The organism is Citrobacter freundii complex sp. CFNIH2 (assembly GCF_002880615.1).
In the GTDB taxonomy this organism is placed as follows: Bacteria; Pseudomonadota; Gammaproteobacteria; order Enterobacterales; family Enterobacteriaceae; genus Citrobacter_A; species Citrobacter_A amalonaticus_F.
Window position 1 is genome coordinate 4,693,450 of sequence record NZ_CP025757.1, and the last position, 21,805, is coordinate 4,715,254.

The window sequence follows — 21,805 nt, forward strand, 5'->3', positions numbered from 1 at the left end:
AGAGAGGATGCGCGGGGATGCCACCATAATTAACCGATTATTAACACTTACAGGATACCGTTGACGCTTTCGGCCAGCGAAGTGGTCGGGCGACCGATCAACTTGCTCAGCGTGCGGCTGTCATCGAACAGGCCACCTTTGGATGCCCCGGTGTCTGAATCGGCCAGCATATCCGCCAGGCCCGCTGGCAAACCGACCCCTTTCAGCGCGGCGGCGAAATCGGCTTCGCTCAGGTTCTGATAGACGACAGGTTTGCCGCTCTGTTTACTCAGTTCTGCGGCCAGTTGGCTCAGCGTCCAGGATTCATCACCCGCCAGTTCATACACCTTCCCGGCATGGCCTTCGGTGCTGATGACCTGTGCGGCGGCGGCGGCGTAATCCGCGCGTGTCGCGGAGGCAATTCTGCCCTCGCCCGCCGCGCCGATAAACACGCCATGCTCCAGCGCAGCAGGGGCGCTGGCGAGATAGTTTTCGGTATACCAGCCGTTACGCAGCAGCGCGTGGGCAATACCGGAGTTAGCCAGCATCTTCTCGGTGTCGACGTGTTCAACGTGCAAAGCAAGGGGAGAGCGGTCGGCATGCAGCAGGCTGGTGTAGGCGATAAATTTCACGTTCGCTGCCTTTGCCGCATTAATGACGTTACGGTGCTGAGCGGCACGTTGGCCGACTTCGCTGGAGGAGATCAGCAGCAGCTTGTCCACACCCTGTAACGCCTGGGTGAATGTCGCTTCGTCACTGTAATCCGCCTGACGTACGGTGATTCCCTGTTGGCTTAACGCGGTGGCCTTCGCCGGGTTGCGAACGATCGCCACCATCTGGCTGGCAGGAATGGTTTTCAGCAGGTTCTCAATAACGTGTTGGCCCAGTTGGCCCGTCGCGCCGGTAATTGCAATCATGAGGTGACTCCTTAATGTGTCGCTTGTGTTTTATAAAGCTAGCACTTAAACTTACTTTAAGTAAGTACGCACAAAAAGGTAAGTATAAAGATGAGTGCATCGACCCTTTCTCAACAACTGCGTGACGGTAATTTGTTTGCCGAGCAGTGTCCGTCGCGTGAGGTGTTAAAGCATGTGACCAGTCGCTGGGGCGTATTGATTCTGGTGGCGCTGCGTGACGGTACCCACCGTTTTAGCGATCTGCGCCGTAAAATGGGCGGCGTGAGCGAGAAGATGCTGGCGCAGTCATTGCAGGCGCTGGAGCAGGATGGGTTTATCAACCGGGTCTCTTATCCGGTCGTGCCGCCGCACGTGGAATACAGTTTGACTCCGCTGGGCGAGCAGGTCAGTGACAAAGTCGCCGCGCTGGCGGACTGGATTGAGCTGAATTTGCCGCAGGTGTTAGCACTACGGGAAGAACGGGCGGCGTAAAACGTTGCCGGATGGCGGGGTGTCATCCGGCATTAACGTTACTTGCTTAAATCCATCTGATAAATCGCGAAACCGATGTCATCGGTAGCGACGTGTTGCATGGGATACTGGCCTTTCTCTTTGATAAACGCGGCGGCTTTATCCCCCGGCGAGGTTTCGAAGCGGATATCCAGTTTTTTCTCACTGTGAATCGACGCCAGACGCCAGTTGTTATCGGCCGCCGGATGAATTTCCCCGGCGCGTTTAGATTCCGCGCCAATCCATGCCGCCAGCACCGAGCGGTTCTCATCCGGTGATGCAAAGGCAATATGGTTGTCGCCGGTTCCGGCAAACTTACCGCCATAGGCGCGATAGTTATTGGTGGCGACCAGGAAAGTGGCATTCGGGTCAATCGGCTTGCCGTTGAAGGTCAGATTTTTAATCCTTTCTGCGGACGGATTTACCGTCTGGCATTCACCGTCATAGCGTGCGGGCTGTGAGACATCAATCTGGTATTCCACGCCATCAATCACATCGAAGTTATAGGTGCGAAATCCATCCCAGTTGATGAGCGACTGCGGCTTGCTGCTGGTGACATCGATCTGATTAAACTGCCCGGCTGAGCACTCCAGCCACTCTTTTACCTCTTTACCGTTGGCTTTAACAACCACCAGGGTGTTCGGGTACAGGTAAAGGTCAGCGGCATTGCGGAAAGTCAACTGGCCTTTTTCGACTTCGACAAAACTGGCCGGATCGTTCTTGCGCCCGCCAACTTTAAACGGAGCGGCGGCGGAAAGCACCGGCAGTTTCGCCAGATCCGGATCGCCCTGAATGAAATGTTCGACATAGGCTTTCTGTGCGTTATTGACCACCTGAACGGTCGGATCGTCCTGCACCAGCGCCAGATAGCTGTACATGTTATCAGCGGATTTGCCGATCGGCTGGCTGACAAATTCGCGCGTCGCGTCGTGGTCAGCTTTCAGAATATCCACCAGTTTGCGGTCTTCGGCAGCGAGTGATTTCTTCGCGGCGGCGTCGTAAATGGGGCGCGCTTCGGCTTTGGCCTGCGTCACCTGCCATTTGCCGCTGTCGTTATTGAGCACCAGATCCACCACACCCAGATGATCGCCCCACATGCCCGGCATCACCGCCGGCACGCCGTTCAGCGTCCCTTTTGCGATATCCGCGCCTTTGATGTTGGCAAAGTCTTTACCGGGAAAGACCGCGTGAGCATGACCAAACATGATTGCGTCCACGCCTGGCACTTCACTGAGATAATAAACCGAGTTCTCAGCCATGCTCTGGTATGGGTCAGCAGAGAGTCCCGAGTGCGCGATCACCACCACCACATCGGCTCCTTTTTCACGCATTTCCGGCACATATTGACGTGCGGTTTCGGTAATATCGTTAACCGTCACTTTGCCGCTCAGGTTCGCTTTATCCCAGGTCATGATCTGCGGAGGGACAAACCCGATATAGCCGATTTTCAGCGTCTGCTTATGGCCTTCCTGATCGACGACATCCGTCTCTTTAATAAGATAAGGGGTAAACAGCGGCTTTTGGGTCTTAACGTCGATGATATTGGCGTTAACGTAAGGGAATTTCGCGCCAGCCAGCGCTTTTTGCAGATACTCCAGCCCGTAGTTGAACTCATGGTTACCGAGGTTACCCACCGCGTAATCCAGCGTATTCAGCGCCTTGTAGACCGGATGGATATCCCCCTCTTTTAGCCCTTTGGCCGCCATATAGTCGCCCAGCGGACTGCCCTGAATCAGATCGCCATTGTCGACCAGCACGCTGTTTTTGGCTTCATCGCGTGCGGCGTTAATCAGGCTTGCGGTGCGTACCAGTCCGAATTTTTCGGTTGCGGTATCTTTGTAATAATCGAAATCCATCATGTTGCCATGCAAATCAGTGGTTTCCATTATCCGCAGCTCGACGGTCGCGGCATTCACGCTGGCCGCGATCAGCGTGGCCAGAAGCGTTGCACTAAACTTAATCATCAGAGGGCATCCTTTTAAGATCTGAAACACAGTAAAAAATGTATTTATATCTTCTTGCTTACAGAACTGTGAAGCATGCATCAGTTTAGCAAGCAAAACCGCAGACACTATCACAGTTGGCGGATTCGCTTTTGATCGGGTATAAGTAAAACAATGAGTTAAGACCACTGCCACAAATGAGGTGGAGAATGTTAGAACACGTATGCCAGCTTGCACGGAACGCGGGCGATGCCATTATGCAGGTCTATGATGGAGTCAAACCGATGGAGATTGCCAGCAAGCAGGACGACTCCCCGGTGACAGCGGCCGATATCGCGGCGCACGCGGTGATTGTTGAAGGGTTGACGCAATTGACGCCGGATATTCCTGTGCTCTCCGAAGAGGACCCGCCAGCCTGGGAAGTGCGCCAGCACTGGCAGCGCTACTGGTTAGTCGATCCGCTGGATGGCACCAAAGAGTTCATCAAACGCAACGGCGAGTTCACCGTAAACATTGCGCTTATCGAGAAGGGCAAACCGGTACTGGGCGTGGTCTATGCGCCGGTGATGAAAGTGATGTACAGCGCGGCGGAAGGCAAAGCCTGGAAAGAAGAGTGCAATGTGCGCAAGCAAATTCAGGTACGTGACGCGCGTCCGCCGCTGGTGGTGATTAGCCGCTCTCACGCAGACAACGAACTGAAAGAATATTTACAACAACTGGGCGAGCACCAGACGACGTCGATTGGTTCGTCGCTGAAGTTCTGCCTGGTCGCGGAGGGGCAGGCGCAACTGTACCCGCGCTTTGGACCGACCAACGTCTGGGACACCGCTGCGGGTCATGCCGTCGCGGCAGCGGCCGGGGCGCACGTTCACGACTGGCAGGGTAAACCGCTGGATTACACCCCGCGTGAATCGTTCCTCAACCCCGGCTTCCGGGTCTCTATTTATTAAGTAACTTATGCAGCAGGGCAATGACCTGCTGCACCTCTTCCTGGGTTAGCGCCCCGTCTTTCGCCCACTGTACGCGACCCTCTTTATCAAGCACCGCGATAGCAGAGCTCTCTTCATCCAGTTGCCAGGCTTTACGGGCCACGCCGTTACTGTCGACAATAAACTGCGACCACGGGTAGAGCTTCTTATTGCTCTCGAGGCTGCTGCGCACAAACATACCGGAGCCAGGAATCGCGTCGTCAGTGTTGACGATCGTCGTGGTCTGGTAAACGTCATGGGGCAGCTTAGCCGCTTTGATCGCTTCAATCAGCGTCGCATTTTTTTCTTTAGCGGAGGTACGCCCGGCGATGTGCTGAAGGATTCGCACCTTCCCGGGCAACTGTGCGCTGTTCCAGCTTTTATAGCTGAACTTATCATTTTCAAGAATCAATTCGCCGCGATCGGCAATCCCTACCGGCGGGACGCGCTGGCCTGTTTCGAAGCTATGCGCGGAGGCCATTATTGGCGCCAACAGGCACGCCAGCGCCAGAATCTTACGTAAGGTCATGGTGTTTCCTTCTTATTGTTTGCAGGTGATCCGACCACTTGGGTCTGATTTTTAATCATATGTGCGAATGATGCTTTTTCCCGCAAGAGTGATGCCAGTTTGCGGACGGGCGCACAAATCCTGCGAAAAACGAAGGCTTATACTGAGGAGCGCACCCTGATTCAGAGATGATTCTGATTAACTGTAATGAAAAGGTAAATAAACTTATACGCGCTGGAAACATCGTACAGATAGTCTATAGTCAAATGGCATTAAATTTTGCGCCTTAGAACGGTTGGACCGATTGTGGTACCACAAGGGCGTGACTTAAGCAGGAGATAACAATGAAAATTTTCCAACGGTACAACCCACTGCAAGTGGCGAAGTACGTGAAGATCCTGTTCCGTGGACGGTTATATATCAAGGACGTTGGCGCTTTTGAGTTTGATAAGGGCAAGATTCTTATCCCAAAAGTGAAGGATAAACAGCATCTGTCTGTGATGTCCGAAGTTAACCGTCAGGTTCTGCGTCTGCAAACTGAGATGGCTTAACCAAAGTGCTATGCAGTAGTTTAAAAAACGGCTCCCACTGGGAGCCGTTGATGTTTGTAGGGCTACGAGTGGGTCGTGCTACCGCCAACCTTTGCTTCCAGCTCTTTACTGACCCTGTCCAGTACGTCGGGGACGAAGCGTTCGGAAAAACCGCAGGCGATAGACAGCAGGATGTATTCAGCAATATCTTTTTTGGTCTCAAACCGTAAACCATAAAGCAACGACATGGCGGTGCCGGGGCTGCTTTTCGTACCGCAACCACACGCTTCACCCAATTGTTGAATTTTCGGCAGGACGTCAATGCTAACGCTATCAACGGTGAAATTCGTATCCTGTAGCATGACGAGGAGGAGTAATAACACAAACGGGGCGAGCGTTCCTAAAACGATAGAGAGAAAGATCCCCCATTTACCGTTAACCAGTTTTAGCAGTAAATCTTCCCGATCAATCCCATCCATGTTTTCTTCAGCGATGCCCTGGATGCGCCGGACAATGCTGATAATGGCGCCAAAATAACCTGCACAAATACTCGCAATCACCAGCATTGCCGCATCACTCGTAAGCGCGAGCCGGGAATGGGCTTCCATCGAATTGGTCACAACGGTAAACGCAAAGGAGAGTGCTGACACCGCAAACATGATTAGCAGTAGTGTAATAAACAGCATTTTATATTTTGCGATTACTTTCTCTTTGTTATCAAGGAAATGGTAGAATTTATGCAATAACCCGGAAATAAAAAGCGTCTCTTTTCTCAGGATTTCTTCATCGGCAATGGCCGTTTCTCCATCCTTGTTGTAGATATATTTCTCAGATTCCTTCGGTAATACCTCTTTATAGCGAAAAATGAGCTGCAGATAATACTTATCCAGGCAGTCTTTGGGCGCGATACTGATTAACTTTTTCTCGATGTAGCAGAGGTCTTCAAGCGTATCGTTATGGCTCAGGAAGCGGGCTTTAATTTCTTTAATATCATCAATATTCAGGCCAGAGGAGGGCGTTTTTAGCGCCGTGAGTTCAACCAGTTGCAGCAATTGATTAATTTTAAATCTGAACTCATCAATAATAACGTTATCGTGATTACAGAACGCCATAATGATTTCCTCTTAACAGGAATGTTAAGTGATTTTTGGCGAGCTTGTTTCATTCATCACTGATTAATTATTCGTATTTTAATCATGATTTTTGCAATAATTTGCTGGCGATGATTACGGTTTTTATTTTACGTCAATGGGTTAGCGCAAGAAGGGATAAGGAATTTTGATGAGGGGCAACAGGGTTGTTGCCCCGACGATCATCAGGATGTGCTTTCTTCTTTTGCGTCCGGCAGCTTCGGTACCAGTACGCTGGGTTTGCTGTCCAGGCGGGTCACCAGCAGCTGATCGATACGGTAGTTATCGATATCCACCACTTCGAATTTGTAGCCCGAGAACTTCACGGAATCGGTCCGTTTCGGGATTTTACGCAGCATGAACATCATAAAGCCGCCAATCGTTTCGTAGTTGCCCGACTGCGGGAACTCATCGATATCCAGCACGCGCATCACGTCATCGATCGGCGTACCGCCGTCAATCAGCCAGGAGTTCTCGTCGCGCGCCACAATCTGCTCTTCCAGGCCCTGGCCGACCAGATCGCCCATCAGCGTGGTCATTACATCATTCAGCGTGATGATCCCCACGACCAGTGCGTATTCGTTCATGATCACCGCGAAGTCTTCACCGGCGGTTTTGAAGCTTTCCAGCGCTTCAGAAAGGGTCAGCGTATCCGGAACAATCAGAGTGTTACGAATTTGCACGCCGCTGTTCAGCGCCATGCTCTGATTCGCCAGAACACGATTCAGTAAATCTTTCGAGTCAACGTAACCAATGATGTGGTCAATATCTTCGTTACAGACAAGGAACTTGGAGTGCGGATGTTCCGCCACTTTGTTTTTCAGGCTCTGCTCGTCTTCATGCAGATCGAACCAGATCACGCTTTCACGCGGCGTCATGGAGGATGGCACGGTGCGCGATTCCAGCTCGAACACGTTCTCAATCAGCTCATGTTCCTGTTTACGCAACACACCTGCGAGCGCGCCGGCTTCCACTACGGCATAAATATCATCAGACGTGATGTCATCCTTGCGCACCATCGGCAATTTGAAGATGCGGAAGATCACGTTCGCCAACCCGTTGAAGAACCACACCAGCGGCGTGAAAACAAACAGACAGAAGCGCATCGGGTTGATGATACGCAAAGCCACAGCTTCTGGCGCAATCATACCGATGCGTTTCGGGGTTAAGTCCGCGAAGAGGATAAACATACCGGTGACCAGCGAGAAGGAGAGAATAAAGCTCAACTGCTCAGAGAGTTCCGGCGACATATAGCGAGAAAATAACGTGTTAAAAGCGGGGGAAAATGCGGCATCACCCACGATACCGCCAAGAATGGCGACCGCGTTCAGACCGATTTGCACTACCGTGAAGAACATCCCCGGGTTTTCCTGCATTTTCAACACGCGTTGCGCATTGAGATTGCCTTCATCGGCCAGCAGTTTGAGTTTAATTTTACGTGAGGCGGCAAGTGAGATCTCGGATATCGAGAAGAACGCACTCACAGCGATCAGGCAAAGAATAATGAAAATACTGTTTAACATATCTTATCCGGCGTCACGCCAGATCCTCGGAAGGGAAGTTGATAAATCCATGTGGTATAGCTTAATGAAAACCGGCTCGTAGAGGTGAGCCGGTAAGTTCAGGGGCTAGTATAGCGTAAGGGACTGTAAAGCCGCCAGAGGCTTAATTTTCAGCGGTAGCCGTTCGCCTCTTATCGCGTGTGTCCGGCGTGGCGTCCCAGATTTCATCGTAGGCGAAGCCTGTGAGTGACTTAATGACGGCGCGGGTCTCTTCGTCGCAATCTTCACATTTACCGCCAAGTTTGCGGCGCGCCACCTCTTTAATCAGAATTTTGTGCGTCTTTTGCGTCAGTTTAAAGCGGAACGTGGTGTAAAAGCTGACGGCCAACAGGGCGGCGGTGGCAAATATCATCAGACCAATGATCGCGTGCAGCGCGCTGACGGGTTGCGAACCGCCGCCTTTAACAAAACCGCTCTCTTCCAACACCACGCCAATCAACATAATCGCCAGCGCGACGGTGCTTTTGCGGGTCAGCACCATCACCCCGGCAAAAATGCCTTCCCGGCGCTGACGGGTGACGATCTCATCCACATCCGGAATAAAGCTGTAGATATTCCACGGGATGTAGTACAACCCGGCTTTTGCCAGGCCGAACAGGACAAATATCGCGGAAAAGAGCAGTGCCGGGAGTTGGATATCGCCCAGATAAAGGGTCAACAGACAGGCCAGAACAAAGAAAATGCTGCCATAGGAGAGGCGCAGCGCTGCGGAAGGCGTCATGTTGAGCTTATTCATCAATTGCATAAAGCCGAACGTGCCGGGGACTGAGACAAATGCGGCAATACTTAAAAGGCCAGAAACCGTTGCCGCATCCTGTTTTAATCCATAGACCACGTAATAGGTAAATACCGCGCCAAAGACATCCAGGGCGGTGAATGAACAAATATAGATAATAATGTGCTGGCGAAAAATACGCAGTTTAAAGGCGGAAAAGAGATCCACAACCAAATACTTCAGGTGATTAAATAATCCTGTACTGCGCTGTGTGTCCGGCGTGAATTCATATTCTTCTCGCACATCTTTTGCTTCCCAGGTTGTCGCCCAGGTGGTGAATACCGCAATACAATAGATAATCGCAAATACGATCCCGGTCAGGGTATAGGTCAATGAATTATCTTTACCCGTATATTGCATAATAATACCCGGAACGGAAACCGCTAAAAAACCGCCCAACTGTGAACACATCATGCGCACGCCGGAGAGGCGAGTTCGTTCGCTGAAGCGGTTGGTCATCTCTGCCGATAGCGTCTCCCAGGGAACCAGCACCATCGCTGAGAGCAACTCGATGGAAAGATACGTTCCCAGGTAATACCAGTAACTCATGTCGGTAATCCACACCAGCGCGTAGAGAAACATGAGCGGAGCACTGATCAATAAAAAGAAACGACGGCGGCCAAACTTTTTGCCCAGCCAGGTATTGCCAAAATTATCGGTAATATAACCCATCACTGGGCTTAATATTGCATCGATGATACGTGCAATCGCAAATATAGAACCGGCTTCCAGTACAGACAGTCCACAATAGGTGGTGTAAAAAAATAACAGCCAGGTGCCAATAACTGCGAATGCACCGCCACCAAATAAATCGGTTACGCCATAGCCAATCGCTACGCCGTAACCTACTCTACGTTCAGTAGGTTTCGCCATATCATTATTCCTGTAGGGTCACTTGATTGCCGGATTGCCTTATCCGGCCTGCATTCACTTTCTGCGGGTTTATTTCTCCAGAGTTATCCAGGTCCGTAATTGCGACGAACGATAAATAGCATCGACAATCTGCAATGATTTAGCGGCTTCGTGAATGTTGCATACGTTCCCGGTGGTGGGATGGTGGAGGGCGTAATAGAACTGACGGATCGCTTCACGATGGCCGACGCCCCAGTAACGTTTACCGCTGCCATCGGGGGCGGCGTCGCTTGCCAGCTTTTGCCGCGTCTCCCCGTTGATATGCCACAGCTCGCTTCCCTCAAGGAGCAACGTGCCTTTTTCGCCGTGGATTTCCAGCTGTAGCGGTGAGTTGGTGGTGTGGCAGTTGCTGGCATAAAACAGTCCACGCGCGCCGTTGCGAAAGGCAAAAGTCGCCATGGCGCTGTCCTCACCGTCGATGGTACTGGCAAGCCAGGTGCTATCGACCACCCCCTTGACCCGCGTTGCGCCTTCGCCAAACCACTGCATCAGATCGAGCGTATGGATCGCCTGGTTGATCAGCAGACATCCGCCTTCGGTGGCTGATTTTCCGCGCCAGGGACTGGCAGTGTAATAACTACCGCCACGCGACCAGGTCAGCACCGCTTTCATTGCGAGCATCTTGCCGATGACGCCCTCCTGCAACTGCTGCTTCATGGCGAGGCTGGTGGGATTGAGCCGGTTTTGATAACAGATCCCCAGCTTGCCCCGCGCATGGGCGAGGGCCGTCTCGATTTCACCCACGTCCAGCGCGCGCATCACCGCCGGTTTTTCGCAGAACACATGTTTTCCTGCCGCCAGCGCGGCAAGGATCATCGGTTTATGCAGATAGTGCGGCGTACAAATATGCACAACGTCGATCGCGTCATCCCAGAGCATTTCGCGGTAGTCATGATAAAAATGGCAATCATAAAGCGCCGCCAACTGCCGTCCTTTGTTGATGTCCGTTTCGGCAATTGCGCGCAGCCTGACGTTGGGTAACTGCTGCAGCGCCTCTGCGTGGATGGCATGGATCGCGCCACCGCCGATAATGGCGGCATTCACTGTGTTCATGGTGCCTCCCGTCACGCGCTTGCGTTTGCCTGCATCTGCGCCTTAACGCACAGTTCCGCCGCCTTAAAGGCGTGTTCCTGCGTCATGGCGTTTTCGGTGCGCTGGATACAGTCGAGGATGAGCTGACCAAAGTAGGGAAAGCCGACTTTGCCCGCGACGGGATAGCGGAATTCGCCCTCTTTGTTGACCAGATAGACCACATCCTGCTCACCGCGAGTGAGATCGACATATTTGCGGATTTCGATATAGCCCTCAGTGCCGAGCAGCGTCAGGCGGCCATCGCCCCAGGTCGAAAGACCACCCGGTGTAAACCAGTCACAGCGAAAGTAGCCCGTTGCGCCGTTGTCTCCCGCCAGCATCGCGTCACCAAAGTCTTCGAACTGTGGATACTGCGGGTGATTCACGTTGCGTACCTGGCTTGCCACAATGTGCGCATCGCTGTTGCCGGTATAGAACAGAAACTGCTCGATCTGGTGGCTGCCAATATCACAGAGAATGCCGCCGAAATAGCGTCGCTCGTAAAACCAGTCCGGGCGATCGCTGCCTTCACGGTGCGGACCGGTGCCAAGGGTTTGTATGACCCGGCCAATCGCGCCCTGCCTGATCAGCTCTCCTGCGAAAACGGCGCTTTCCACATGCAGACGTTCGCTGTAGTAGACCGCGTATTTACGCCCGGTTTTTGCCACCATCGCTTTGGCGTCTTCCAGTTGTTCCAGCGTGGTTAACGGCGCTTTGTCGGTGAAATAGTCTTTCCCGGCGGCCATCACCTTCAGCCCCAGCGGACAACGTTCGGAAGGGATCGCCGCGCTGGCGACCAGGTCTATCGTTGCATCATTGAGGATCGTTTCCAGAGAATCGGCGACCTGCGCCTGCGGAAATTGCTGTAAAAAACGCGCCACTTTTGCTGGATCCGGGTCGTACACCCATTTCAGCGTCGCACCGGCCTCAGTCAACCCGTTGCACATGCCGTAGATATGGCCGTGATCGAGAGCCGCTGCGGCAATGATAAATTCGCCAGGCTTGACGACCGGCTGAGGTTTACTGGTCGGGGCGTAGTGCATTCCGTCATGCTTGTTCATTCTTCTGCTCCTGAATCTAAGTCTTTACCCAGCGGGATCGCACCGGCTTCAGCGAAATGGCTCACTGAGGTGGATTTCTGATAAAAATGCGGCGCGTTGTGCAGCAGGCCGCCCGTGCGATAAAACACATCGTCACGCTGAACAGGCAGCGTTACCACCGTACGGGTAATAGCCGATTTGTAGATAGCCGTGATCAATTCCAGCGATCGTTTGCCCTGTTCGCCATCTACCAGCGGCGCGACCTGCTGTTCAATGGCGGTTAACACGTTGTCGATTTGCCCGGTATGCAGCGTCCATTGCAGAGCCGGGGTGGCGTGGAACTGCGCCGTCAGTCTGTTTTCGCGCGCATCATCGTTTTCTGCTTGTGGGAAACCATTGTCTGCGGACTGGCTGGCAAATACTTTCCACGGCGCGGAAATGCGCGCCTTCTCGCCCTGAATCACAATTTTCTGATCTTCACCGTGGTGCACCACGGAGGCCGTCAGTTGGGTCAGCGCGCCGTTGGGGTAGCGGAAGATAGCCGCGCTGAGATCTTCCACTTCCGCATTATCGTGGGCGACGTTGGTCATCATCGCGACGACTTCACGGGGAAAACCAAGCATCCACTGGATGGCGTCAATATGGTGCACTGCGTGGTTGAGCGTGCAGCCACCGCCTTCTTTCTCCCACGTCCCACGCCACCACAAGTCGTAGTAGCAGTGTCCGCGCCACCAGAAGGAATCCACCTGAGCGTGGCAAATCTTGCCCGCCAGGCCGGAATCCACTGCCGCTTTCAAACGCCAGAAGGCGTCGGTAAAACGGTTTTGCGCGATGACCGACAGGATTTTGCCGCTGGCCTGCTGTGCGGCAATCATCGCGTCGCACTCTTCCAGCGACGCTGCCATCGGTTTTTCGCAGAGGACATGTTTGCTGCGGTTCAGGGCCGCGATGGCAATTTCCGCGTGGACGTAAGGCGGCGTACAGACATCCACCAAATCAACCGCCATCGCGCTCTCCAGCATTGCCTGATGGCTGGAGTAAATCTGGGCGTCGTGTAGTCCGTAACGCGTTTTTTTCTCTACGGCTTTTTCGGGAAAAATATCCACCAGGGCGACAATCCGACAGCGTTCAGGAAATGCCTGATAGGCCTGAATGTGCTGATGAGAGATATTCCCCGTTCCGACAATCGCGATGTTCAGCATGATCACTCCCCGCCGTTACCAGGTTCCGGAGGCGTCCAGCGTGCGGCTGGCGACCGTTTTTTCGACCGATGACGCCACATGTTCCTGCAACAACTGGTAGTAGCGCTGCTCGTCAATCGGCAGCGAGACCCAGTCGTCGGTCCAGGTGGAGAGATGCATCGCATTGGATAGCGTCAGGCCGTGAATACCCTCCTGGCCGGGGGCGATGAGGGGTTCGCCATGCAGGATGGCCGCGGTGAAATTGCGGGTAATGACAACGTGTTCGCTGCACTCCGGAGCGGTGGGGATAGTCACTTCCCAGCACTCCGGCTCGCCGAAGCCGTTTTGCCAGCGGGCATTAAATTCCGTTTCGGACTCGCGTAACCGCCAAAAGCGCAGGCGACCCTCTTCGACGACCACTTTGCCGCGATCGCCGACAATTTCCAGACGGTTCGTGCCCGGCGCCTCGGCGGTGGTGGTGATGAAGACCCCTGTCGCTCCGTTTGCGTACTCGGCATACGCCGTCACCTCGTTTTCAACTTCAATCTGCCGATGTTTGCCGAACTGGCAGAAGGCGCGCATTCGCACGGGCATACCGACCAGCCACTGCCAGAGATCGAGCTGGTGCGGATCCTGGTTCAGCAATACACCTCCCCCTTCGCCTTTCCAGGTTGCGCGCCAGCCGCCGGAGTTGTAGTAGCTCTGTGAGCGATACCAGTTAGTGATGATCCAGTTAGAGCGGCGCAGTTCGCCGAGTTCGCCGCTGTCGATCAGGTCTTTCACCTTCTGATACAGCGGGTTAGGCCGCTGGTTGTACATCATGCTGAAGACCACGTCGCACTGGCGGGCGCAGGCGTTCATCTCTTTAACCTGCGCGGTGTAGACGCCAGCGGGTTTCTCACAGAGGGTGTGGATCCCCAGACGCATTGCCATGATGGATAGCTCTGGATGGTCGTAATGCGGCGTGGCGACGATGACAGCGTCGATCAGTCCGCTCTCCAGCATGGCGCGCGCGTCGCTGAACAGCGTCACGGAATCACCCACCAACTGGCGGATAGCGGCATGCTTAGCGGCGTTGTTGTCGCAGACGGCGGTCAGGCAGGCGTCATTTACGGTTTCTGCCAGCAGATAACGGGCGTGAACTGTACCGATGTTACCCACACCAATAATGCCAAAACGTACTTTTTTCATGTCATGCCTTATTCAGGAGCAATGAGGGATAAGCGGAACATAAGAAACGCCTGGATGCCCGACAACGGGATTTTGTGAGAGCGCTTGCAGGACGAAAAATAAGTTAGCGAGCTAATTAAAAAGGTGTTTTAGAATCAATGAAGTACGTCTGCAAAAATTTGCAAAGATACATTGCGAGCGGGGTCACAGAATGCCGGGCAAGCTGAAAATGGATGAAATTGCCGCCTTAACGGGCTTCTCTGTGAGTACCGTTTCGCGGGTGCTGAGCGGAAAGGCCTACACCAGCGGCAAGGCGCGTGAGGCGATTGTGAAATGCGCACGACAACTGGGCGTGCTCGACTCGCTCGCCAGCGGGCGACTGTTGATTAACGGCATCGCCGTCTTTGCTCCGCAGCGCACGTTCACGCCGCAGGGGGATGCTTTTTACCTTGAAGTGACGCGCGGAATTGCAGAAGCGGTCGCTTCACACGATGTCTGGGTGAGCTATTGCGGTCTGGATGAGCAGCGCGCGGATATCAAAATCTTTCTGGAAAAGGCCAACCATAAAAACATCAATGCCATCATCCTGATCGGGATTGATGATCCGACGATCCATAAGCTGGCGCTGTCGCTGGAGAAACCCTGTGTGCTGATCAACTCGCAGGATCGGGAAGGGCTGCTGGATTCGGTGTCGCCGGACCATCGGGCGATTGGTAATCGGGCGGCGCAGTATCTGTTCGAGCAGGGGCACCGTCGTATTCTTAACGTCACCAGTCTGCGGCGGGAGACGATGTACTGGCGACTGGAGGGCATCAAAGAGGTTTATCGTCAGTACCAGATCCCGTTTGACGCCCATTGCGATCTGCTGGTCACGGAAGGGTTTTCTGCCGAGGAGTCGGAGAAAGCAATAGGCGAATGGCTGCACGATACGCCGTGCCATGACTGGCCGGAAGTGATTTTCTGCGCAGGAGCGCCGATGTCCACCGGTATTCTGCGCGTACTGAACGCTCACGGGGTGCGCGTGCCTGAGGATATGTCACTGATGACCACCGGCGTACAGGAGCTGGACGCCCGCATCGTGGCGACGATGAGCTGTATTACCATCCCCTGTCGGGCGCTGGGCGTAGAGGCGGTGCATCTGCTGCAACACCGCCTGAACCGACCTTGCGCGCCGGTATTTAATCTGCTGCTGAAGGGGATGCTTTCACACAAGGGCACAGTTGCCAGCGCCACGCGGCATGCGGCCCGCGTGGCGGTGGAGCGTTGATGTTATGCGTCAGGGGGTAAACAGACGCCAATCCCGCCGATACCGCAGTAGCCGTACGGGTTTTTGTGCAGATACTGCTGGTGGTCGTCCTCAGCGTAATAGAACGGCGTCGCGTTGCTGATTTCGGTGGTGATGGGACGGTCATCGCCTGCCGCGCGCATGGCGGCCTGGAAGCGCTCAAAACTGGCGCGAGCGGCGCTATCCTGTTCTGGCGTCAGTGGATAGATAGCCGAACGATACTGAGTGCCGTGGTCGTTGCCCTGTTGCATGCCCTGTGCCGGATCGTGGTTTTCCCAGAACACCTGCAGCAGTTGCTCATAACTGATGACCGCCGGGTCGTACACCACGCGTACCGCTTCGGCGTGGCCCGTTTCACCGGAGCAGACTTCCCGGTAGGTGGGGTTGGGCGTATAGCCGCCGGTGTATCCTGCCGCAGTGCTGTAAACGCCAGGCAGTTGCCAGAACAACCGTTCAACCCCCCAGAAACAGCCCATCGCGAAAATGGCGATGTCCATCCCGTCGGGGACATTTGTCATCGAGTGTTCGTTGACGGCATGCAGCGTCGCCACGGGCATCGGGGTATTGCGCCCAGGTAGTGCATCTGACGGTGAAATCAGGTGCTTTTTATCAAATAGACTCATGGTGCCATTCTCCCGAAAATCAGTAATTGGGGTTAAGGTTGTAACAAGACGCGTATTTGCACACAATAACCGTTATGAATGCGTCTACAGTAAACATAAGAAATATTTGGGTTGTCGTCTGTTTTTCAATCCCAGTTGTTGGGTTTTTGTTAAGCCGTGGATCGGCGTTATGATTTTTTTCCAGGGGTGGAAATAAGGGATTTCAGGAGAAAAAGTGCCACATATCCGTCAGTTATGCTGGGTGAGCCTGTTGTGTTTAAGCAGTTCTGCCTTTGCCGCGAACGTCCGTCTACAGGTCGAAGGGCTATCAGGAGAACTGGAGAAAAACGTCCGGGCACAACTCTCAACCATCCAGAGTGATGAAGTCACGCCGGACCGGCGCTTTCGTGCGCGCGTGGATGACGCCATCCGCGAAGGGTTAAAGGCGCTCGGTTATTACGAACCGACCATTGATTTCGACCTGCGTCCGCCTCCGGCGAAAGGGCGTCAGGTGCTGGTAGCCAAAGTGACGCCCGGTGAACCGGTGCGCATCGGTGGGACAGAAGTCATTTTACGCGGCGGCGCGCGTACCGACAGAGATTACCTGGATCTGCTGAAAACGCGTCCGGCAATCGGTACGGTGCTCGATCATGGGGATTATGACAGCTTCAAAAAGTCATTAACCAGCGTGGCGCTACGTAAAGGGTATTTCGACAGCGAATTTAATAAGAGCCAGTTGGGCATTGCGCTTGATCGCCATCAGGCGTTCTGGGATATCGATTACGACAGCGGTGAACGTTATCGCTTTGGTCACGTCTCCTTTGAAGGTTCGCAGATCCGCGAGGAGTACCTGCAAAATCTGGTGCCGTTTAAAGAGGGGGATGCGTACGAGTCGAAAGATCTTGGCGAACTGAACCGTCGGCTCTCGGCGACCGGCTGGTTTAACTCCGTGGTTGTGGCGCCCGAATTCGACAAAGCGCGGAAAACCAAAGTACTGCCGCTGAAGGGCGTGGTTTCACCGCGAACGGAAAACACCATTGAGACCGGGGTGGGTTATTCCACTGACGTGGGGCCGCGTGTGAAGACCACGTGGAAAAAGCCGTGGATGAACTCCTATGGTCACAGCCTGACGACCAGCGCCAGTATCTCGTCGCCTGAACAGCAGCTGGATTTCAGCTATAAAATGCCGCTGCTGAAGAACCCGCTGGAGCAGTACTATCTGGTGCAGGGCGGCTTTAAGCGTACCGATCTCAACGATACCGAACAGGACTCCACCACGCTTGCGGTTTCCCGCTACTGGGATCTTTCCAGCGGCTGGCAGCGCGCCATTAACCTGCGCTGGAGTCTCGACCACTTTACGCAGGGGCAGGTGACGAACACCACCATGCTGCTCTATCCCGGCGTGATGATCAGCCGCACCCGCTCGCGCGGCGGACTGATGCCTACCTGGGGCGATTCCCAGCGCTACTCTATTGATTATTCCAACACCGCCTGGGGCTCTGACGTCGACTTCTCGGTCTTTCAGGCGCAAAACGTCTGGATCCGTTCCCTGTACGATCGCCATCGCTTCGTCATGCGCGGTAATCTCGGTTGGATCGAAACCGGCGATTTTGACAAAGTGCCGCCGGATCTGCGTTTCTTCGCCGGGGGCGACCGCAGTATTCGTGGCTACAAATACAAATCTATCTCGCCAGAGTACAGTAATGGTGACCTGAAAGGGGCCTCAAAACTGGTCACCGGATCGCTGGAATACCAGTACAACGTCACCGGGAAATGGTGGGGGGCGATGTTTGTCGATAGCGGTGAAGCGGTCAGTGATATCCGCAAGAGTGATTTCAAAACCGGCGCCGGGGTGGGGGTACGCTGGCAGTCTCCGGTCGGGCCGATCAAGCTCGATTTTGCCGTGCCGGTCGGTGACAAAGATGAGCACGGTTTACAGTTTTACATCGGTCTGGGGCCTGAATTATGAGTTTATGGAAGAAGATAAGCCTCGGCGTACTGATTTTTATCCTGCTGTTGCTGGGAACGGTGGCGTTTCTGGTCGGAACCACAACCGGCCTGCATCTGGTCTTCAATGCGGCGAATCGCTGGGTACCGGGGCTGGAAATTGGTCAGGTCACCGGCGGCTGGCGCGATCTGTCGCTGAAAAATATCCGCTTTGACCAGCCTGGTGTGGCGGTTAATGCCGGGGAAGTGCATCTGGCGGTCGGGCTGAATTGCCTGTGGAACAGCAGTCTGTGCGTGAACGATCTGTCGCTCAAAGACATTAATGTGGCGATCGACAGTAAAAAGATGCCGCCTTCTGCGCCGGTCGAAGAAGAAGAGAGCGGTCCGCTGAATCTCTCCACGCCGTATCCGATCACGCTTTCCCGCGTAGCGCTGAATAACGTCAATATTAAAATCGATGACACCATCGTGTCGGTGATGGATTTTACCTCCGGCCTGCACTGGCAAGAGAAGGATCTGACCCTGAAACCCACGTCGTTGCAGGGATTGCTGATCGCGCTGCCGAAAGTGGCGGAGGTCGCTCAGGAAGAGGTGGTCGAGCCGAAGATCCAGAACCCGCAGCCGGATGAAAAACCGCTCGGTGAAACGCTGAAAGATCTGTTTTCGAAGCCGGTTCTGCCGGAGATGACGGACGTGCATCTGCCGCTCAATCTCAATATTGAAGCGTTTAAAGGCGAACAACTGCGCATCACCGGTGATACTGACCTGACGGTGCATAATCTGCTGCTGAAAGTAAGCAGCATCGACGGCAACATGAAACTCGATGCGCTCGATATCGACTCCAGTCAGGGCACAGTGAATGCCAGCGGTACGGCCCAGTTGGCCAATAACTGGCCGGTAGACATCACCCTGAACAGCACGCTGAACGTCGATCCGCTAAAAGGCGAGAAGGTGAAGCTGAAGGTGGGTGGGGCGCTGCGTGAACAACTGGAAGTGGGAGTGAACCTTTCCGGGCCGGTGGATATGGATTTGCGCGCCCAGGCGCGTCTGGCGGAAGCCGGGCTGCCGCTGAATCTGGAGGTGGTCAGTAAGCAGGTTTACTGGCCGTTTACCGGCGACAAACAGTTCCAGGCCGACGATATCAAACTCAAGCTCACCGGCAAGATGACGGACTACACGCTGTCGATGCGTACGGCGGTGAAAGGGCAGGATATCCCGCCAGCGACCATCACGCTCGATGCGAAGGGCAACGAACAGCAAATTACTCTCGATAAACTCAGCGTGGCGGCGCTGGAAGGGAAAACCGAGCTGAAGGCGCTGGTGGACTGGCAGCAGGCGATCAGTTGGCGAGGCGAATTGACGCTCGACGGCATCAATACCGCGAAAGAGGTGCCGGACTGGCCGTCGACGCTTAATGGTCTGATTAAAACCCGCGGCAGCCTGTATGGCGGTAGCTGGCAGATGGACGTGCCGGAGCTGAAGCTGACCGGTAACGTTAAGCAGAACAAAGTGAACGTTAACGGGTCGCTGAAAGGCAACAGCTACATGCAGTGGACCATTCCGGGGCTGCATCTGGCGCTGGGGCCAAACAGCGCCGACGTGAAAGGTGAGCTGGGCGTTAAAGATCTCAATCTGGATGCGACCATCGACGCGCCGGGACTGGACAACGCGCTGCCGGGACTCGGCGGGACGGCGAAAGGGCGGGTCAACGTGCGCGGTACGGTTGACGCCCCGCAACTGCTGGCGGATATCACCGCCCGTGGGTTGCGCTGGCAGGAACTGTCCGTTGCGCAGGTACGCGTGGAAGGCGACATTAAATCGACCGACCAGATTGCCGGTAACCTCAACGTGCGGGTTGAACGCATTTCGCAACCCGACGTGAACATCAACCTCGTGACGCTGAATGCCAAAGGCAGCGAAAAGCAGCATGAACTGCAGCTGCGCGTTCAGGGCGAACCGGTCTCCGGTCAGCTTGATCTGGCGGGGAGCTTTGATCGTAAAGAAGAGCGCTGGAAGGGCTCGCTGAGCAATACCCGCTTCCAGACGCCAGTCGGGCCATTGACCCTGACTCGCGCCATCGCGCTGGACTATCGTAACAAAGAGCAGAAAATCAGCATCGGGCCACACTGCTGGGCCAACCCGAATGCTGAGCTGTGCGTGCCGCAAACCATCGATGCTGGTGCCGAAGGGCGGGCGGTGGTGAATCTCAACCGCTTTGATCTGGCGATGCTGAAACCGTTTATGCCGGAGGCGACGCAGGCCAGTGGCGTATTTACTGGCAAAGCGGACGTGTCGTGGGACACCACCAAAGAAGGGCTGCCGCAGGGTAATGTCACGCTCTCCGGGCGTAACGTGAAGGTGACGCAGACGGTGAACGACGCACCGCTGCCGCTGGCGTTCGAAACCCTGAACGTGACAGCCGATCTGCGCAACAATCGTGCGGAACTGAGCTGGCTGATCCGCCTGACCAATAACGGTCAGCTTGACGGACAGGTGCAGGTGACCGATCCGCAGGGACGTCGTAACCTGGGCGGCAACGTCAACATCCGCAACGTCAACCTCGCGATGGTGAATCCCATCTTCACGCGTGGTGAGAAGGCCGCAGGTATGCTGAGCGCCAATCTGCGTCTGGGCGGCGATGTACAGAGCCCGCAGATGTTTGGGCAACTGCAACTAAGCGGGCTGGATATTGACGGCAACTTTATGCCGTTTGATATGCAGCCGAGCCAACTGGCGATGAATTTCAACGGTACCCGCTCGACGCTTGCTGGGGTGATACGAACCCAGCAGGGGCAGATCAACCTGAGCGGCGACGCAGACTGGAGCCAGATCGACAACTGGCGCGCGCGCGTGGCGGCGAAAGGAAGCCGGGTGCGTATCACCGTGCCGCCGATGGTGCGACTGGATGTTTCTCCGGATGTGGTATTTGAAGCGACGCCGAGTCTGTTCACCCTCGACGGTCGGGTGGACGTGCCGTGGGCGCGTATTGTGGTTCATGACTTGCCAGAGAGCGCGGTGGGCGTCTCCAGCGATGAAGTGATGCTCAATAACGACCTGCAACCTGAGAAGCCGCAGAGTGCCGGGATCCCGATCAACAGCAATCTGATTGTGCATGTCGGTAACAACGTGCGGATGGATGCGTTTGGTCTGAAAGCCCGTCTGACAGGCGATCTGAACGTGGTGCAGGATAAGCAAGGGCTGGGGCTGAACGGACAGATCAACATTCCGGAAGGCCGTTTCCACGCCTACGGTCAGGATCTGATTGTGCGGAAAGGCGAACTGTTGTTCTCGGGACCGCCGGACCAGCCGTTGCTGAACATCGAAGCTATTCGTAACCCGGAAGCCACCGAAGATGAAGTGATTGCTGGCGTTCGCGTCACCGGAACGGCAGACGAACCAAAGGCTGAGATCTTCTCTGACCCGGCAATGTCGCAGCAGGAAGCGCTCTCTTATCTGTTGCGCGGCCAGGGTCTGAGTAGCGATCAGAGCGACAGTGCGGCGATGACCTCAATGCTTATTGGCCTGGGGGTTGCACAAAGTGGTCAGGTTGTGGGTAAAATCGGGGAGACATTTGGCGTAAGCAATCTGGCACTGGATACTCAGGGGGTGGGCGACTCCTCCCAGGTCGTCGTCAGCGGATACGTACTGCCAGGTCTGCAGGTGAAATATGGCGTGGGTATATTTGACTCACTGGCGACACTCACGTTACGTTATCGCCTGATGCCTAAGCTATATCTGGAAGCCGTGTCTGGCGTAGATCAGGCACTGGATTTGCTCTATCAGTTTGAGTTTTAGC

17 protein-coding genes are annotated in these 21,805 nt (G+C 54.6%); 6 read left to right on the forward strand and 11 right to left on the reverse strand.

Annotated elements, in window-relative coordinates; all coding sequences use genetic code 11:
* Window positions 1-47 precede the first annotated feature (47 nt).
* A complete protein-coding gene (locus WM46_RS23045) occupies window positions 48-896 on the reverse strand; it encodes an SDR family oxidoreductase (protein ID WP_102603456.1) in 849 nt (282 codons plus the stop codon).
* A 90-nt stretch (window positions 897-986) separates the two neighbouring features.
* Here WM46_RS23045 and WM46_RS23050 point away from each other — a divergent pair, with 90 nt between their 5' ends.
* On the forward strand, window positions 987-1,367 hold the full coding sequence (locus WM46_RS23050) for a winged helix-turn-helix transcriptional regulator (protein ID WP_061075432.1): 381 nt from the start codon (window positions 987-989) through the stop codon (window positions 1,365-1,367).
* A 38-nt stretch (window positions 1,368-1,405) separates the two neighbouring features.
* Here WM46_RS23050 and WM46_RS23055 read toward each other — a convergent pair whose 3' ends face one another.
* Window positions 1,406-3,349 carry a bifunctional 2',3'-cyclic-nucleotide 2'-phosphodiesterase/3'-nucleotidase gene (locus tag WM46_RS23055; protein WP_102603457.1) on the reverse strand — a complete coding sequence of 648 codons (1,944 nt, stop codon included), beginning with the start codon at window positions 3,347-3,349 and terminating at the stop codon, window positions 1,406-1,408.
* Window positions 3,350-3,537: 188 nt separating this feature from the next.
* Here WM46_RS23055 and cysQ point away from each other — a divergent pair, with 188 nt between their 5' ends.
* Window positions 3,538-4,278: a 3'(2'),5'-bisphosphate nucleotidase CysQ gene (cysQ, locus tag WM46_RS23060; protein WP_061075430.1), complete on the forward strand. Its 741-nt coding sequence runs from the start codon at window positions 3,538-3,540 to the stop codon at window positions 4,276-4,278.
* Here the strand turns inward: cysQ and WM46_RS23065 are convergent.
* Window positions 4,268-4,825: a YtfJ family protein gene (locus tag WM46_RS23065; RefSeq protein ID WP_102603458.1), complete on the reverse strand. Its 558-nt coding sequence runs from the start codon at window positions 4,823-4,825 to the stop codon at window positions 4,268-4,270. The genes cysQ and WM46_RS23065 overlap by 11 nt on opposite strands.
* A 323-nt stretch (window positions 4,826-5,148) precedes the next feature.
* Here WM46_RS23065 and WM46_RS23075 point away from each other — a divergent pair, with 323 nt between their 5' ends.
* Window positions 5,149-5,355, forward strand: coding sequence for a DUF1107 domain-containing protein (locus WM46_RS23075; RefSeq protein WP_004857160.1), 207 nt, complete (start codon window positions 5,149-5,151; stop codon window positions 5,353-5,355).
* Window positions 5,356-5,417: 62 nt separating this feature from the next.
* Here WM46_RS23075 and WM46_RS23080 read toward each other — a convergent pair whose 3' ends face one another.
* From WM46_RS23080 to WM46_RS23110, 7 genes are all read right to left on the reverse strand, one after another.
* Window positions 5,418-6,446, reverse strand: coding sequence for a hypothetical protein (locus WM46_RS23080; RefSeq protein ID WP_102603459.1), 1,029 nt, complete (start codon window positions 6,444-6,446; stop codon window positions 5,418-5,420).
* 203 nt (window positions 6,447-6,649) lie between these two features.
* Complete coding sequence (locus WM46_RS23085) at window positions 6,650-7,987, reverse strand: hemolysin family protein (protein WP_061075427.1); 1,338 nt, start codon at window positions 7,985-7,987, stop codon at window positions 6,650-6,652.
* 142 nt (window positions 7,988-8,129) lie between these two features.
* On the reverse strand, window positions 8,130-9,674 hold the full coding sequence (locus WM46_RS23090) for an MFS transporter (protein WP_061075426.1): 1,545 nt from the start codon (window positions 9,672-9,674) through the stop codon (window positions 8,130-8,132).
* Between the two features lie 69 nt (window positions 9,675-9,743).
* On the reverse strand, window positions 9,744-10,766 hold the full coding sequence (locus tag WM46_RS23095; RefSeq protein ID WP_102603460.1) for a Gfo/Idh/MocA family protein: 1,023 nt from the start codon (window positions 10,764-10,766) through the stop codon (window positions 9,744-9,746).
* Window positions 10,767-10,777: 11 nt separating this feature from the next.
* Window positions 10,778-11,845, reverse strand: a complete 1,068-nt coding sequence (locus WM46_RS23100; RefSeq protein WP_061075425.1) for a Gfo/Idh/MocA family protein — start codon at window positions 11,843-11,845, stop codon at window positions 10,778-10,780.
* Window positions 11,842-13,026: a Gfo/Idh/MocA family protein gene (locus WM46_RS23105; RefSeq protein WP_061075424.1), complete on the reverse strand. Its 1,185-nt coding sequence runs from the start codon at window positions 13,024-13,026 to the stop codon at window positions 11,842-11,844. Before WM46_RS23105 ends, WM46_RS23100 begins: the two co-directional genes overlap by 4 nt.
* 15 nt (window positions 13,027-13,041) lie before the next feature.
* Complete coding sequence (locus tag WM46_RS23110; RefSeq protein WP_061075423.1) at window positions 13,042-14,196, reverse strand: Gfo/Idh/MocA family protein; 1,155 nt, start codon at window positions 14,194-14,196, stop codon at window positions 13,042-13,044.
* A 190-nt stretch (window positions 14,197-14,386) separates the two neighbouring features.
* On the opposite strand from WM46_RS23110, the gene WM46_RS23115 reads away from it, so the two are divergent.
* Window positions 14,387-15,442 (forward strand): LacI family DNA-binding transcriptional regulator, encoded by a 1,056-nt coding sequence (locus WM46_RS23115; protein ID WP_102603461.1) that lies wholly within the window; start codon window positions 14,387-14,389, stop codon window positions 15,440-15,442.
* Window positions 15,443-15,444: 2 nt separating this feature from the next.
* Here WM46_RS23115 and msrA read toward each other — a convergent pair whose 3' ends face one another.
* Window positions 15,445-16,083: a peptide-methionine (S)-S-oxide reductase MsrA gene (gene msrA, locus WM46_RS23120; RefSeq protein WP_102603462.1), complete on the reverse strand. Its 639-nt coding sequence runs from the start codon at window positions 16,081-16,083 to the stop codon at window positions 15,445-15,447.
* 214 nt (window positions 16,084-16,297) lie between these two features.
* Here msrA and tamA point away from each other — a divergent pair, with 214 nt between their 5' ends.
* Entirely contained in the window at window positions 16,298-18,031 is a 1,734-nt protein-coding gene (tamA, locus tag WM46_RS23125) for an autotransporter assembly complex protein TamA (protein ID WP_061075420.1), read from the forward strand.
* Entirely contained in the window at window positions 18,028-21,804 is a 3,777-nt protein-coding gene (gene tamB / locus WM46_RS23130) for an autotransporter assembly complex protein TamB (protein WP_102603463.1), read from the forward strand. Before tamA ends, tamB begins: the two co-directional genes overlap by 4 nt.
* The last annotated feature ends 1 nt before the right edge of the window (window position 21,805 follow it).